Source organism: Enterococcus sp. DIV1316a, assembly GCF_050536915.1.
GTDB lineage: Bacteria > Bacillota > Bacilli > Lactobacillales > Enterococcaceae > Enterococcus > Enterococcus faecalis.
The window spans coordinates 2,542,961-2,559,082 of the sequence record NZ_CP172913.1 but is presented as its reverse complement, the minus strand read 5'-3'; the positions used below and the strand labels follow the sequence as shown (position 1 = coordinate 2,559,082).

The following is a 16,122-nucleotide window of genomic DNA, read 5'->3' as shown; positions in this document are numbered from 1 at the left end:
GAAAAAGTGCCGGTGAAAGATGAAGGTGAAAAAATGGAGCCGTTGAATTTAGATGCACAAAGTAATAAAGAATTAGAAAAATTGTTACATTTAATTGGACAAGATGAAGTCATTCAGCGCTACCAAGCGATTGAAGAAAAGGTAAAGAAAAACAAAAAGCTGACAGAATTAGTGGAAGAAATTAAAGCTGCGCAAAAAGATGCGGTTCAATTTGCTCACTATGGCAAACCAACTGCTGAAAAAGAAGCCATTCAACGAGCTGATGCGAAAACAAAAGAATTTGATGAGCACCCACTCGTTGTAGCCTACCGCGAACAACTGATCGAAGCCAATGACTTAGTCCAACATGTCACGGCGCTCATTCAATACCGCGTGAACGAAGAGCTAGAGAAGGAAGGGAATTAAATGCCACAAAAGACAAAAAATACACCCATGATGGAACAATATTTATCCATTAAGGCCCAATACAAGGATGCGTTTTTATTTTATCGCTTAGGTGATTTTTATGAATTATTTTATGAAGATGCTATCAATGCAGCGCAAATCTTAGAATTGACGTTAACCAGTCGTAACCGCAATGCGGATGATCCGATTCCTATGTGTGGCGTTCCTTATCATGCCGCGCAAGGCTACATTGATACGTTGATTGAGCAAGGCTATAAAGTAGCGATTTGTGAGCAAGTGGAAGATCCAAAGACTACCAAGGGCATGGTCAAACGAGAAGTGGTCCAGTTGGTAACGCCAGGAACGGTGATGAATAGTAAAGGCTTGGAAGCCAAAGACAATAATTACTTAACCGCTGTGCTAACAGATGGTAATCAGTTCGGTTTTGCCTATGTAGATTTGAGTACAGGCGAATTAAAAACAGCAGTCTTGGCTGATGAAGAGGGCGTTTTAAACGAAGCTTCTGCGTTGCAAACAAAAGAAATGGTCCTAGGTTCAGGGATTCCTGAATCGTTAAAAGAGAACTTAAGTTTACGTTTAAACATCATCTTTTCGACACAAGAAACGGTGGAAGAAAATGCCGAGTTTAGTTTTTTAACCAATGAACTGATTAATCCATTAGAAATTGAAATTACAGGCAAATTATTATCTTATTTATCCGTTACCCAAAAGCGGAGCTTGTCCCATATTCAGAAAGCTGTGGAATATCAGCCAGATCATTTCTTGAAAATGGATCATTATTCTAAATTCAATTTAGAATTGAGTCAGTCGATTCGAACAGGACAGAAAAAAGGGACTCTATTGTGGCTATTAGATGAAACGAAAACAGCTATGGGCGGCCGTTTGTTGAAACAATGGTTGGATCGTCCGCTAATTCAGGAACGTCAAATTAAGGCGCGTCAAGAAATGGTGCAATCCTTATTAAATGCCTATTTTGAACGCTTGGATTTGCAAGCAGCATTGACGAACGTGTATGATTTAGAGCGGTTAGCAGGACGCGTGGCATTCGGCAGTGTGAATGGGCGTGATTTAATTCAATTACGGACCTCTTTAGAACAAGTACCAACGATTCGACAGTTAATTGTCGGGATCAATCAAGGGGAATGGGATGATTTGTTAGTCGACTTAAACCCTGTTGAAGATTTAGTGGCATTGATTGCGACGGCGATTAATGAAGAAGCCCCTTTACAAATTACTGAAGGAAACGTTATTAAGGACGGCTATAACGACCAATTAGATGAATACCGTGATGCCATGCGCAATGGTAAGCAATGGTTAGCGGAGTTAGAAGCGAAAGAACGCCAAGAAACAGGGATTAAAAACTTGAAGATTGGCTACAATCGTGTCTTTGGTTATTTCATTGAAATCACTAAGTCAAATTTAGCGAATTTAGAAGAAGGAAAATACGAGCGGAAGCAAACATTAGCTAATGCGGAGCGCTTTATTACGCCAGAACTAAAAGAACTAGAACGTTTAATCTTAGAAGCCGAAGAAAAATCAGTTGAACTAGAATATCAATTGTTCTTGGCCGTGAGAGAACAAGTGAAAACGAACATTGATCGGTTGCAAACACTGGCTAAAACCATTAGTGCGGTTGATGTTTTACAATCTTTTGCAACAATTAGTGAACGGTATCAATACGTTCGACCAACGTTAAGAAGTAACACGAAAAATTTGGCGATTGTCGAAGGACGACACCCAGTCGTGGAAAAAGTTTTAGGGCATCAAGAATATATTCCAAACAGTATCCGCATGAACCCAGAAACAGATATTCTCTTGATTACTGGACCAAACATGTCAGGGAAAAGTACCTACATGCGTCAATTGGCTTTGACGGTGGTCATGGCGCAAATTGGCTGTTTTGTACCAGCGGAAAGTGCTGAAATGCCAATTTTCGATCAAATTTTTACACGGATTGGGGCCTCTGATGATCTAATTGCAGGGCAAAGTACCTTTATGGTAGAAATGATGGAAGCCAACCAAGCACTGCGGCACGCCACACCTAACAGCCTAATTTTATTTGATGAATTAGGACGCGGCACGGCAACCTATGATGGAATGGCGCTAGCGCAAGCCATCATTGAATATATCCATCGTGAAGTACAAGCTAAAACGCTATTCTCTACACATTATCATGAACTAACTGTTCTAGATGAAACCTTAAAAGGCTTGAAGAATATTCACGTGGGCGCTGTCGAAAAAGATGGCGAAGTGGTCTTTCTTCATAAAATGATGGAAGGACCTGCTGATAAGAGCTATGGGATACATGTTGCTAAAATCGCTGGTTTACCAAGCCCGCTTTTAGAACGAGCAGCCACCATTTTATCCGCTTTAGAAGCGGAAGAAACAACGATTCCAAGTTCAGTTCATCATGAAGAAGTTTCAGAAGTCCATGAAGAAACCGAGCAACTTTCATTATTTAAAGAAGTTTCAACAGAAGAATTAAGTGTCATTGACACATTGAAGAAAATGAATCTATTAGAAATGACACCACTAGATGCGTTAAACATGCTTCATCAATTGCAAAAACGTATCTAATTAGGAACCGAACCGGTTAGGAGGTCGTGAAATGGGGAAAATTCAAGAACTATCCGAACAACTAGCCAACCAGATTGCTGCTGGTGAAGTTGTTGAACGTCCCGCTTCTGTCGTCAAAGAATTGGTGGAAAATGCACTGGATGCAGGAAGCACCCAAATTGATATTTTTATTGAAGAAGCTGGCTTGAAAACCATTCAAATTATTGATAATGGTGAAGGAATTGCCAAAGAAGATGTACTGAATGCCTTCAAACGCCATGCCACAAGCAAAATTCATACAAGAGATGATTTGTTCCGAATTCGCAGCTTGGGGTTCCGAGGCGAAGCCTTACCAAGTATTGCCTCAGTTTCTGAAATGATTGTCGAAACTGCCACAGCTGAGGAAGAAGAAGGCAGCTATGTGATTCTAAAAGGGGGCAAGGTCGAAGAAAACCGACCAGCAGCCCTCCGTAAAGGCACAAAAATGACCGTTTCTAATTTATTTTATAATACGCCTGCTCGTTTGAAATACGTCAAAACGATCCAAACGGAATTGGCCAATATCGGTGACATTGTCAATCGTCTGGCGTTAAGCCACCCTAAAGTCGCTTTTCGCTTAGTTCATGACGGCCACAAAATGATGAGTACAACAGGCAATGGTGATTTAAAACAAACGATTGCCGGGATTTATGGCATTAGTACCGCAAAGAAAATGTTGAAAATTGAAGGAAAAGACCTTGATTTTACTTTGACAGGGTATGTTTCATTGCCAGAAGTCACACGGGCCAGCCGCAACTATTTATCAACGATTATCAATGGTCGTTATATTAAAAATTTCGCGTTAAATAAAGCAATTGTAGCCGGCTATGGTTCGAAACTAATGGTGGGGCGTTTTCCAATTGCTGTGTTAGAAATTGAAATGGATCCGCTGTTAGTCGATGTCAATGTCCATCCTACTAAGCAAGAAGTTCGTTTAAGTAAAGAAAAAGATTTAATGGCATTAATTGAACAGGCGATTCAAGAAGTGTTGAGCCAAGAACAGTTGATTCCCAATGCGGCAGACAATTTGCGTTTTAAAAAGAAACTACCGCCAGAACCTAAAGCCGAACAAATGGAAATTCCTCTATCGACTGAACAACCTGCGGTAAAACAACGACCGGGCAGCTTAAGCTATAATTCCGCAACAGGCCGCTTCTATGCGGAACATGCGACAGACGAAACACCAGCCTCAAGCGCCCCTGAAGCTGTCAACCAGACAGAAAGAGCAGTGGACCCAATGGACGACCCATTTGCGCCGCCAGTGCCAGAATCAACGAGTGTAGCGGAAGAAACATCAGCTTACGAAACCTCTTCGGCAGCTGTTGATTCCGAAAATCATTGGGAAACAGCTAGTAATGAGCAACAGGTAATAGCCGAAGAAACGAAAATAACTGAAGTGCCTGATTCAGAACCTTCTCTGCGTTCATCAGAGGCTGCTGACGAGGTTTTCCAAGAAGAAATGAAACTTCACCCAGAATTCGATGCCAATAGCGCTACGAGTCAAAGAGAACTGAAACAAGCCCTGAACAAGTTGGAAGAAGAACGACCGACAGAACGTTTTCCTGAGCTAGAATACTTCGGTCAAATGCACGGAACTTATTTATTCGCACAAAGCAAAGATGGCCTGTTTATTATCGACCAACACGCTGCCCAAGAACGAATTAAATACGAGTACTTCCGTGAAAAAATTGGCGAAGTCAGTGATGATTTACAAGAACTATTGGTACCAATCGTTATTGATTATCCAAATAGCGATGCCTTGAAAATTAAAGAGCAGAAAGAAACCCTTGCGGAAGTCGGCATCCATTTGGAAGACTTTGGACAAAATAGTTTCATTGTGCGGGCGCACCCAACTTGGTATCCTGCAGGCGAAGAGGAAAGCATTGTTCGCGAGATGATTGACATGTTGCTAACAACTGGCTCGGTCAGCGTGAAAAAATTCCGTGAAGCAACTGCCATTATGATGAGCTGTAAGCGATCCATCAAAGCCAATCATTACCTCAACGAGCAACAAGCACGCGTGCTATTAAAAGATTTAGCCTTGTGCGAAAATCCGTTTAATTGTCCGCATGGACGTCCGGTGCTGATTCATTTTACGAATTCAGATATGGAACGAATGTTTAAACGCATTCAAGACCCCCATTAAAAAGAAACGAGGCGTCATCATTTTATGCAAATTATTTTAGCATCCCAATCTCCTCGCCGTCAGGAGTTATTAAAGCGTGTGGTTCCAACTTTTACGATTGCACCAGCCGATATCGATGAAACTGTTGGCAAAGACGGCTTACCAGCAGAATATGTGGCGCAAATGGCTGCCCAAAAAGCAGCGGCTATAGCAGAACAATCCCCCGAAGCACTAGTCATTGGCTGCGATACAATTGTGGCATTGGCGGGAGAAATCCTCGGCAAACCCACTTCTCGGGAAGACGGTTATCGCATGTTGCGCCTCCTAAGTGGCAAAACACATGACGTGTATACAAGTGTGACGTTGAAACAAGGGGAAAAAGAGCGTTCCGCGACAGTTCATTCAACCGTGACGTTTTATCCACTGACAGACACGGAAATCCATGCTTACTTAGATACCGCAGAATATGCCGACAAAGCAGGTGCTTATGGTATCCAAGGACAAGGAGCATTACTAATTGAAGCAATCGCTGGCGATTATTACGCCATTATGGGTTTACCAATTGCCAAAGTAGCCCGACTGCTAAAAGAATTCAACTAATAAAAGACAGTCCTTTTCATTCGTCAAAAAGAGAAAGGACTGTCTTTTACTATGCAAACTATTAGGTGCCTGTTTGGCAAACGTGGTATCATTGAACCCAATAAATTGAACAGAAGAAAAGGAGTGGACAGAATGACAAAACCAACAGAAGAAGAATTAAAACAAACCTTGACGGATCTTCAATATGCCGTCACACAAGAAAACGCAACAGAACGCCCTTTTTCAGGAGAATATGATGACTTTTACCAAGACGGAATCTATGTAGACATTGTTAGTGGCGAGCCGTTGTTTAGCTCCCTGGACAAATACGATGCTGGTTGTGGCTGGCCATCCTTTACCAAACCAATTGAAAAACGTGGCGTCAAAGAAAAAGCTGATTTTAGTCACGGCATGCACCGAGTAGAAGTTCGCAGTCAAGAAGCGGATTCACATTTAGGGCATGTTTTCACTGATGGCCCACTCCAAGAAGGCGGCTTACGTTATTGCATTAATGCGGCAGCTTTGAGATTTGTGCCAGTGGCAGATTTAGAAAAAGAAGGCTATGGCGAGTACCTTTCTTTATTCAAATAATCCTCATTTTTTAGACAAATACGATAAAATAGTTAGAAGAAAGCGACTTTTGATGAATATCTTGTATGAAATACAGAAAATCTCTTGATTTATTTGGCTAGGACTACTATTATTTTAGAAGGAAAGTATTGTTCAGTTTTAACGAATTGGCTGAAATAGAAAGTGGAGGTTCTAATGTCGAAACATTATTTTGATCCAAGATTGAAAATCTTTTCTTTGAACTCTAATCGTCCCTTAGCAGAAAAAATTGCGGATGCTGTGGGTGTGGAGCTAGGAAAGTGCTCTGTAACACAATTTAGTGATGGCGAAATTCAAGTGAATATTGAAGAAAGTATTCGTGGTGCACATGTTTACGTCATTCAATCAACAAGTAGCCCTGTTAACGATAACTTAATGGAACTATTAATCATGATTGATGCGTTAAAACGTGCGAGTGCTAAAACAATTAACGTGGTTATGCCTTATTATGGGTATGCACGTCAAGACCGTAAAGCACGTGCCCGGGAACCAATCACTGCTAAACTTGTTGCAAACATGATTGAAAAAGCTGGTGCAACAAGAATGTTGACATTGGACTTACATGCGGTCCAAATTCAAGGATTCTTTGATATTCCAGTGGATCATTTGATGGGTGCACCATTAATTGCCGATTACTTCATCGAACACGGCATTCAAGGCGATGACGTCGTTGTTGTTTCCCCTGACCATGGTGGTGTAACGCGTGCGCGTAAATTGGCAGAATTCTTAAAAGCACCAATTGCGATCATTGACAAACGTCGTCCAAAAGCGAACGTAGCAGAAGTAATGAATATCATTGGTCATGTGGAAGGCAAAACATGTGTCTTAATTGATGACATGATTGACACAGCGGGGACAATTTCTCTTGCTGCAAACGCATTGAAAGAAGCCGGAGCAAAAGACGTTTACGCTTCTTGTACACATCCCGTTTTATCAGGACCAGCCTTACAACGTATTGAAGATTCAGCAATTGAACGCTTAGTTGTAACAGACTCTATTTACCTATCTGATGATCGTAAAATTGCTAAAATTGACGAAGTCAGCGTTGGTGAATTAATCGGAGATGCGATTAAACGTATCCACGAAAACAAACCAGTTAGTCCGTTATTTGAAACAAAAAATAAATAATTATAAAAACCGCCCACATCATTTTTCTGATGTGGGCGGGTTTTTTTGTGTATTATAAATTATTTAATAGCAAATGAATCGCAAGAGGATACGTGAGATTGTTATTACAGAAATAATAGGTAGAGGCTAAAACCCAGCCCATTCCACAATAAAAAAGCATGGAAATTGATGGTAATAGTCCATGGCTAAGACCAAAAAAAAGACCAGAAAAAAATATTTTACATAAGACACTTCGAGAGGTGTTTTTTTCTTTGTAGATAATTTTGTCTCGATACTATAACAACCTCCTTTTCTATTTTGTCAGAATGATATGTTTACAAATTGAACTACTAATCAAGGAATAAAAAGGAAATGAAAAAATGATGCTTCCTCTATTGTGAGTTTTATTATAATTAGATAAAATATAGATGTCAAAAAGATTAAAAAGGTTGGAGCTTTAAAAATATTGGAAAGGAGTATACAAATGAAAAAGATAACTGAACGACCAATTGTCAAAATCTTAATTAAGATTTTGATGTTTGCCCTATGTTTTTATGCGGGGATAAAATTCGTTGATTTCATTTTTCCGTTAGTAGGATTTAAACAATAAGCAAAAGAAATGAACGTGGAGACAAGCACAAAGGACCGTGAACTTCGTTGCTAATAGTAAAGTATTGGTCCTTGGAAACTAAAAAGCTGTTAAAAATGACAATAAAAAATAACCGTCTACTTTGACTGAGTACGGTTATTTTTTGTAACAAAATCGGTCACCGTCTTAAACGGCTCTGCATCAGAGAGGTATGTTGAAGCATATCTCTCTTTTCATTTTCATTATAGCACATTTCCCTAAAAAAATATATTTGAAACTAATTATTTTTTAGTTTTACATGGTATAATCTAAGTGTAGAGAAGTTATGGCGGTGGCTATCTAATCTGAAAGTGAGGTGGTGCGTATGAGCGTACTTCCAAAATTTACGGAAAGGAGAGGCCTTTTGTCAGCATATGAAACAATTCAGACGATCCTAGGTTTTGGTATGTTTACCATTGCTTTGATTGCACTGATTGTGAAATTGCTTAAAAATGACAAGAAAAAATAACCGTCAACTTTGACCGAGTACGGTTATTTTTAAATAATTCAAAAAGTCACCGTCTTAAACGGCTCTGCATCAGAGAGGTATGTTGAAGCATATCTCTCTTTTCATTTTCATTATAGCACATTTCCCCGAAAAGCACGAATAAATTTAGCGTTAATCCGTGAAATCCTAAAAGCTGTTAAAGAGGAGAAAAACCTCTGGGCTTTTTCTCTTTCCCTATAGTCTGTTTAGCCCGCTTTTTTGTTAAAATTTATCGTAAACTTCAATTACTGAGGTGCTATTCAGCTCAGACTTACTTATTTTAATTACTTCATGGGATTCAGTTAAAGATTCCGATTGGCTCTTTCGTGGCTGATTTATTAACGATAATAAAGATTGTGGGACGTACTTTTTGTTATTCTCTTTACATGTTAACGCCACAATCATTTTGCCTGAGCGAATTGCTTTTTCATACTGTAAATTATAAAATTTTCCTCCATCGCATACTCGTACACCTGGAGAAATAAGCATTTCTAATAGAGGAATTACTTGTAATTTTTGGCCTGTGGTTCCATCATCTTTAGGTTTAATCCCGCGCAGTGAAACTTTATTATTTTTTAAAGCTCTGTAAAATTGAGTAGCCTTAAAACGAAATTTACAGCTCCCTTGTTTATCTATTTGATAATAGTCAACTCCGCATAAATGCATAAAATTCCCAGCTTCAAATTGAACGTTCATTTCTAACAATTTCTTTGTTTTCCGATGTTGATATGTATAAGTGAACATATGATTATTGAAGTTGGTGTCATAAATTAAGAACGCCTTTCTAATTGTGTCAAAATCTTTTTTCTCAATCATTAGTTTCTCCTATAAATAAAGAAGCCAAGCTTAGCTTGCCTTCTTTAAACTTCAAATATAATTCAGGTTTTTCTGTTGCTCACCAACTATTGGCTCTACGTCCAATTCTATATCGAGTTTTTCTGTTGCTCGCCAACTATCGGCTATTACTTCCGATTTCAGTATTGAGTTATTATGATGCCTGATCATCAAGAAACATCTACTTGTTTCTAATAAAAGTCTACCACAGAACCACGTTCAACTCAATCCTTTTTAACCAATAATGGAGTGTAATGACAATAAAAAATAACCGTCAAATTTGATCAAGTACGGTTATTTTTAATTAATCCAAAAGGTCACCGTCTCAAACGGCTCTACACTAGAGAGGTGTGTTGACGCATCTCTCTCTTTTCATCTACATTCTAGCATAGATACAATGTAGATGAAAAGAGGTGCCTGCTGCTAAAGGTTCTTGTCATTCTTTAGCGATTGAGCAGTGTATCAACGCTTAGTTCAGTCATTTCAGAAACTTGCATGTCGGCTCCGATTAAGGGTTGGCTGGCCGACAAGCCGACGGCATAGATGCCCGCGGCTTTCAAGCCGTCAATGCCTGATTGGGCATCTTCAAAGCCAATGGCGTTTTGCGGTAGCACGCCAATACTGTCAGCGGCGGATAAAAAGATTTCAGGATCAGGTTTGCCTTTGCTTAATGAGTCGGGATCGACAATTGTGGCGAAGTACGCGCGCACGCCTAATTTTTCCAAAATCAGGGGCGCGTTTTTTGAAGCCGAAGCCACGGCACAGGGGATGTGTTGTGCTTGAGCTTGCTTTAGCAATGGCACGACACCAGGTAAAACATCTTCTGTCGTTAAATGTTCTAATAATTGAACGTAGTGGTCATTTTTTTGCTGAGCTAAGGCTTCTTTTTCTGCTGGAGTAAACGCATTTTCACGGTGGCCATGGGCTAAAATGCGGTCCAAGGAATCCATCCGACTAATGCCTTTTAATGTTTCGTTGAAGGTTTCGTCAATGGGAATACCTAGCGAATCGGCCAACGCTTTCCAAGCTTGATAATGAAATTTGGCGGTGTCAGTAATGACACCATCCAAATCAAAAATAAATCCAATCGTCATTGTGGTTCGCTCCTTTATTGATAATGTACTTCTTTTGGTCGTTCGGCGGTTAACGGAATCAACGCGCCCTGAACCAATAATTGTGTGTCTTTATCTGCTGTAATCGTGACACTGGTTTGTGTTAATGAAAATTGATACGTCACGCCTTGATGAATAAACTGGAACGCCAGCGCTTGCCAATGTTCAGGTAAATTTGGACAAATTGATAACTCGTTCTGGCGCGTGTCAACGCCTGCATACGTCGCTAAAGTAACGTGGATCGTCGCAGCCATGACCCCTGTATGAATCCCTTCAGCGGTCGTGCCACCTTGAATGTCACGATAATCGGAATACAACGCTTCTTGATAAAGTTGCCAAGATAGCTCATGGAATTGCGCCATTTCTGCCAATTGGGCATGAACAATTCGTGACAAAGTCGAACCATGAGACGTCCGTTTTAGATAATACAAAAGATTTTTTTCCAAATAATCCGCAGGCAATTGATACCCTAAATCTTCTAAAATTTGATCCACCCGAGTTTTGTCTAAGTTGTAGAACAACATTAACGTGTCGGCTTGTTTCGCCACTTTGTAATCATCGGGGGATTCTCCTTCGGCTTTTAAAATTCGATCCATGCGGTAAATATTGCCGTATTTCTCTTTCATCGCCGCCCAGTCAATCTCTTTTAAGCCGAAATACCCTTCATATTGCGCAATAATACCGTCAGAATTAACTTCAATTTCCAGTGAATTTTGAATTTGCTGCATGCGGGCTAGATCAGCCGAAGTGGTCTGCGTTTTGGCAAAAAGTTGTGCCTGTTCTTCCTCAGAGAAAAGTGCCAAAATGTTGGTTAATTCTTCGAATAGCCAAACCACCATCAAATTCGTATAGGCGTTGTTTTTCAAGCCGCTTTCCGCTTGGTCTGGATAGCCCTCGTGAAACTCATCAGGTCCCATCACTTTATCAATAAAGAACCGTCCTGTTGCGTCATCTAACGTCGCAGCGCTGTTCCAAAATTGAGCGATTTCTAACAACATTTCGCCGCCATATTGTTTCATAAATTCATGATCCTGTGTACTATGCCAATACAACCAAGCATTGTAAGCAATCGCTAAGGACACATGTCGTTGCAGAATACTATGATCCTCGCCCCAATGTCCATTCAACGGATTTAAGTGAAGTTTTTGCGTGGTTTCACGCCCATCACGACCTGATTGCCACGGATACATTGCGCCACGATACTGGCTGGCCGCCGCATTTTCCTTCGCCTTCTCTAATCGGTGGTAGCGGTACAGCAACAATTGTTTCGCTGTGTCAGGATAATGTTGAATATAAAAAGGTAAAATAAAAATTTCATCCCAGAAAATATGTCCACGATACGCTTCACCATGCAAGCCTCGGGCGGTAATCGAGACGTCCAATGCTTGGGCTTGGTTACTAAAAGGCGAAGCCGAAGCCAGCAAGTGATAACTGTGAATCCGTAAAAGTTTTTGAGACATCAAATCGCCTGTCACGGTAATGTTGGCTTGTTGCCAAAGGGTTTGCCAAGCGCGGGCGCTTTCCTGAGCGGCGGCCGCAAAAGAGTCCTTCGGCGTAAACGGTACCTGCCAACTTTGTTCGGCGTGGCTGGCTTGCACAAAGACTTGTTTTTCTAGCGTATAGCGTGTTCCTTGGTGCGCCATCACGGTCACCACTTGGGCGATTTTTTCCGCTTCTTCTTGAATCGTAATCGCTTCTTTTTCAAAAAAATCACCAGTTATCAAGGCCGTTTCTCGGACGCTCAAGTTGGATTGATTGGTACAAACCTCAATCACGGTTTTGTTTTCCTGCGCGCTTAATGCTGTCACCTGAAAATGTTTGGCTGTTAAGTTGCGATACCGCGCCACGTTATAGTTGTAGACACTGCCATCCGTGACGGTTTTCAAAGTAATCGGGGCCGAAAAGTTTAACGGCTCAAACGTATATTGCAGATGATAGTCATTCGGCTGTGCCATATTGGCGATTTTTTTCGTCGTTAATTTAATTTGCTGATTGTCCGCATCTTTCAAAATCATTTCTGCGACAAACAATCCCGTTTTCAAGTTCAATTGACGGTGTAATTGTTGTAGCGTGTCTGGGGAAATCGTTAACCAGTCAGTGGCATCGCCAATTTTTAAAGCGATGTGTTGGTTGTCAGGAGCATTGACGAAATCTTCATTTTCCACTACTTGACCCGCAACTTCCGAAGCCGCTGTATTATAAAGCCCCGCAATGTAGGTCGCTGGATAATGATCATCAGAAATCGTCATCTCAGGTGTCGTGCCGCGCAAGCCTAAAAAGCCATTGCCGACAGTTAACAGGGACTCCACCGCATATTCATTTTTCCCAGGCACGTAGCCATAATAGTCCAAATGCCAAGCCAGATATTGCCGTTTTTCTTCAAATGCTGCCAGCAGATTCGGTGCCGACGCTTGTTCGGCTGCCGTTAAAAGTGGCGTGTTCAACTGTTCCGCGAATGCTTGAATCACCGCTTGCGGAACCAGCGCCAACGTTTCCTCTGGCGAAAAGAAATCCGCTGGGAAATCAGCCACAATCCCCCCCAGAATCGGCGCAGCCTCTGCCACAATCAATTGGCACAGTTCAGGAACCGTTTCTTCGATAGTCAAGGCTTCAAAAGGGAACGTTTTTTGGTGAAGCGGTTCCAATTTATGGTTAAAAAAAGTCGTCGTTAGTTGGTTCGTTGCGAATGTTAATTCTAAAATAGTCATGTTTGGCGCCTCCTTGTGAACTTGTATAGACATGTTTCGTTTGACTACAGTATAGTATGAACGAATCAGAATTACAAGGATTTTCCCTAGATTCTTGGGAAAACTTTTCCAGAAGGGGGCAGCAACCGACTGCGCTGGGTCCGAAAAAAAGGCGGTCAAGTAGTGGTTTGGCTGGGGGAGTTTGTGGCGTAAGTAAGGCAGAAAGTGCGGTGGATTTTTCTGACCAGCTCTAGGTTTTTCGGAGGGAATATGCTATGCTTTTAGAAAAGAAATTGTTGGTAGAGGAGGATCGGCATGAACAAGTTTCATGACATATTTTTAGAATTAGAACAACAAATTGTCCAAGGCGACTATCAGCCAGGCGATTTATTACCTAGTGAAAATCAATTAGTGGAAACCTACAATGTTTCCCGTGAAACAATTCGGAAAGCCTTGAATTTACTAATTAACGCTGGCTACATTCAGAAAAAACAAGGCAAAGGCTCGATTGTGCTCAACTTTAAAAAGTTTAATTTTCCTATTTCAGGGGTGACCAGTTACAAGGAGTTACAACAAACGCAACATATTGAAAGTCATACGCATGTGGTTTCCTTAGAAGAAATTCCTGTGGAGCGCAACTTGGCTCAGTTGACTGGCTGGACGGAAGGGGCCCCTGTGTGGCGCTTAGTTCGGCAACGGGAGATTGAAGGGGAAGTCGATATTTTAGATATTGATTACTTGATTAAAGAGATTGTCCCAGAACTGCCGGAGCACCGTGCCGAAGATTCGATTTTCGATTATCTGGAAAACGACCTTGGCTTGGCGATTAGTTACGCCCAGAAAGAGATTACCGTGGAACCGCTCACAGAGATGGATAAGCAGCTGATTGGTGAAGTGGAAGGCAATCATGTTGTCGTGGTCCGTAGTATCATGAACTTGGAAGATACCCGCTGTTTTGGCTATACGGAATCTCGTCACCGCTTAAACAAATTTAAGTTTGTGGAATTCGCCCGTCGCCGTAAATTGTAAGTCTTAGTGACGAACAAATATAAAAACGGCTGTCATTAAATAAAAAATTACGGTTTTTTCGCTGTAACTACGAATAAATGTATAAGATTTTAGGAGAAAACGTCACAAAGTTAGAGTTTGACCTCTACTTTGTGACGTTTTCTCGTTGTTTATTAAAGCATTTTTTCGGAAAAACCATTAAATAACAGCCAAAAATATCAATAAGTGTTGAAAAAAAGCCTTTAAACTAAGGGGAAACGTTGCTTTTAAAGGAAATGTTGTTTTTTGATAAGAACTGTTCAATATTTAAAATCACAGACAAGGGGGAATCTTGTATAATAAAGCCATAGCTTCAGCAGCGCCAAAGAAACAACTAGGGCGCACTGGGAATTCAAGATGTTAAAGGAGATGTACATATGAAAAAGAAAATAATGGCAAGTTTATTGGTTGGTAGCGCCGTAGTTGGCGCTAGTTTGGCACCACTTTCGGCACAGGCGGTGACGACAGGGAATACGCCGGTGCAGGTGGAGTTTGGTGGGGGTGTGTTGCCAGACCACGAGGATAATACTGGTGGAACTGTAGATCCAGACCCAACTAAACCAAATACAGATTTTGACTTATTAGCCATTCCAAGAAGTTTTGACTTTCCTCTTGCAAAAATTAATGATGATTTATCTGCTATCAAAGCAAATTCAATGACATACAGAGCTCTTATGGTAGGCGATGTGCGTGGTACTAAAGAAGGGTGGCATGTAACAGGTGAACTAATGAAGATGAGTAATGGAACAGATGAACTAGCGGGTGATATTAACTTTGGATTACAAGGTTACTATGCACGATATATCACTGATCTTACTCAACAACCTTATTATGGACTAGCTGCTACTTTAAATGGTGTAAGCATTGCTAATGATCCAACAGCTCCTGATTTCAGTGGAACAAGCATGAAAATTGGTGGTGGTGCTACTACATTAATGAATGCAACTGTTGGTAAAGGGCAAGGAACTTGGGCAGGACGTTTCGAAAATATGACATTAAACGTCACAACACCAATGCAAGAACTTAAAAAAGGTGCCTACACAGGTGTCATCACCTGGAACCTCGTCGCAGGACCATCAATCTAAATACAAGAAATGAAAGAATCAAGTACAGAACAGCAATCGTTACTTTTGCTGTTCTGTACTTGATAGACGAATTGAAAGCAAAGGAGCGTACATAGATGAAAAAGAAAATAATGGCAAGTTTATTGGCTGGTAGCGCCGTAGTTGGCGCAAGTTTGGCACCACTTTCAGCACAGGCGGTGACGACAGGGAATACGCCTGTGCAGGTGGAGCTTGAGGGAGGCACGTTGCCAGATGGTAGTGGCGATCCTAATACAGTTGACCCTGATCCAGAAGGTTCGAATGGTAATTTTGATTTACTGCTTATTCCAAGAGAATTTGATTTTGGAAAATTGTCAATTTCCGATGATTTAACACAACCAATTCCTAATAAAAAAGATGATGGGTTTAATGGGCATGTAGAAGCTGTTGGTGTAGGTGATTTACGGGGAACAAAAGAAGGCTGGCATCTGACTGCTCAGTCAGATGGTATGAAGCTAGGCAATGAGAGTTTAGAAGGTAATATCACAGCTAATATTACTTTGTATCCATTGATCTATGAGGTGGAAAATAATAAATATACTATTCAAGATACTAATTTGTTAGATCCACTAACGCAACCTGAAGTTATTGCTAATGGACGAGCTTGGACCCTTCCTTTAGGGGGGGGAGCTGTTCTTATGGCTAACGCTACTACAGGAAAAGGCCAAGGGTTATGGGAATTTGTAATGTTTAGTAGTTCTTTAAACATCACGACACCAGCCTACGAAATTAAAGCAGGGAACTACACAGGCAACATCACTTGGAACCTCGTCGCAGGACCATCAATCTAAGGCCAAACAAAAA

15 protein-coding genes are annotated in these 16,122 nt (G+C 41.0%); 11 read left to right on the top strand and 4 right to left on the bottom strand.

Annotation, left to right across the window (positions count from 1 at the left end; genetic code table 11):
* The first annotated feature begins 33 nt into the window (after nt 1–33).
* The 6 genes from IGL56_RS12170 to IGL56_RS12145 all read left to right on the top strand — a co-directional run bounded on the left by IGL56_RS12170 (nt 34) and on the right by IGL56_RS12145 (nt 7,441).
* A complete protein-coding gene (locus tag IGL56_RS12170) occupies nt 34–405 on the top strand; it encodes a RicAFT regulatory complex protein RicA family protein (protein ID WP_002354866.1) in 372 nt (123 codons plus the stop codon).
* A complete protein-coding gene (gene mutS, locus IGL56_RS12165) occupies nt 406–2,982 on the top strand; it encodes a DNA mismatch repair protein MutS (RefSeq protein ID WP_002354867.1) in 2,577 nt (858 codons plus the stop codon).
* Between the two features lie 31 nt (nt 2,983–3,013).
* Nucleotides 3,014–5,146, top strand: coding sequence for a DNA mismatch repair endonuclease MutL (mutL, locus tag IGL56_RS12160; protein WP_430599791.1), 2,133 nt, complete (start codon nt 3,014–3,016; stop codon nt 5,144–5,146).
* Between the two features lie 24 nt (nt 5,147–5,170).
* Nucleotides 5,171–5,725 carry a Maf family protein gene (locus IGL56_RS12155; protein WP_002354869.1) on the top strand — a complete coding sequence of 185 codons (555 nt, stop codon included), beginning with the start codon at nt 5,171–5,173 and terminating at the stop codon, nt 5,723–5,725.
* A gap of 132 nt (nt 5,726–5,857) precedes the next feature.
* A complete protein-coding gene (gene msrB / locus IGL56_RS12150) occupies nt 5,858–6,295 on the top strand; it encodes a peptide-methionine (R)-S-oxide reductase MsrB (RefSeq protein WP_002354871.1) in 438 nt (145 codons plus the stop codon).
* A gap of 174 nt (nt 6,296–6,469) precedes the next feature.
* On the top strand, nt 6,470–7,441 hold the full coding sequence (locus tag IGL56_RS12145) for a ribose-phosphate diphosphokinase (RefSeq protein WP_002381060.1): 972 nt from the start codon (nt 6,470–6,472) through the stop codon (nt 7,439–7,441).
* Between the two features lie 52 nt (nt 7,442–7,493).
* Here the strand turns inward: IGL56_RS12145 and IGL56_RS12140 are convergent, their stop codons facing one another.
* The gene (locus IGL56_RS12140) at nt 7,494–7,700 is read right to left on the bottom strand and encodes a CPBP family intramembrane glutamic endopeptidase (RefSeq protein WP_224561207.1); all 207 of its coding nucleotides are present in this window, start codon (nt 7,698–7,700) and stop codon (nt 7,494–7,496) included.
* Nucleotides 7,701–7,904: 204 nt separating this feature from the next.
* Between IGL56_RS12140 and IGL56_RS12135 the strand changes: the two genes are divergently transcribed.
* Nucleotides 7,905–8,030 carry a hypothetical protein gene (locus IGL56_RS12135; RefSeq protein ID WP_002383214.1) on the top strand — a complete coding sequence of 42 codons (126 nt, stop codon included), beginning with the start codon at nt 7,905–7,907 and terminating at the stop codon, nt 8,028–8,030.
* 343 nt (nt 8,031–8,373) lie between these two features.
* Nucleotides 8,374–8,517: a type I toxin-antitoxin system toxin PepG1 gene (pepG1, locus tag IGL56_RS12130; protein WP_002367458.1), complete on the top strand. Its 144-nt coding sequence runs from the start codon at nt 8,374–8,376 to the stop codon at nt 8,515–8,517.
* A 240-nt stretch (nt 8,518–8,757) separates the two neighbouring features.
* Here the strand turns inward: pepG1 and IGL56_RS12125 are convergent, their stop codons facing one another.
* The 3 genes from IGL56_RS12125 to IGL56_RS12115 all read right to left on the bottom strand — a co-directional run bounded on the left by IGL56_RS12125 (nt 8,758) and on the right by IGL56_RS12115 (nt 13,222).
* Nucleotides 8,758–9,351, bottom strand: a complete 594-nt coding sequence (locus IGL56_RS12125) for a PBECR4 domain-containing protein (RefSeq protein ID WP_065813773.1) — start codon at nt 9,349–9,351, stop codon at nt 8,758–8,760.
* 461 nt (nt 9,352–9,812) lie between these two features.
* Entirely contained in the window at nt 9,813–10,463 is a 651-nt protein-coding gene (gene pgmB, locus IGL56_RS12120) for a beta-phosphoglucomutase (protein ID WP_231428268.1), read from the bottom strand.
* A gap of 14 nt (nt 10,464–10,477) precedes the next feature.
* Nucleotides 10,478–13,222, bottom strand: a complete 2,745-nt coding sequence (locus IGL56_RS12115) for a glycoside hydrolase family 65 protein (RefSeq protein WP_025189125.1) — start codon at nt 13,220–13,222, stop codon at nt 10,478–10,480.
* A gap of 261 nt (nt 13,223–13,483) precedes the next feature.
* On the opposite strand from IGL56_RS12115, the gene treR reads away from it, so the two are divergent.
* From treR to IGL56_RS12100, 3 genes are all read left to right on the top strand, one after another.
* Nucleotides 13,484–14,197, top strand: a complete 714-nt coding sequence (treR, locus tag IGL56_RS12110; protein WP_065813775.1) for a trehalose operon repressor — start codon at nt 13,484–13,486, stop codon at nt 14,195–14,197.
* Nucleotides 14,198–14,592: 395 nt separating this feature from the next.
* Nucleotides 14,593–15,300, top strand: coding sequence for a WxL domain-containing protein (locus tag IGL56_RS12105; RefSeq protein ID WP_010816061.1), 708 nt, complete (start codon nt 14,593–14,595; stop codon nt 15,298–15,300).
* Nucleotides 15,301–15,395: 95 nt separating this feature from the next.
* Nucleotides 15,396–16,109, top strand: coding sequence for a WxL domain-containing protein (locus IGL56_RS12100; protein WP_065813776.1), 714 nt, complete (start codon nt 15,396–15,398; stop codon nt 16,107–16,109).
* Nucleotides 16,110–16,122: the final 13 nt, after the last annotated feature.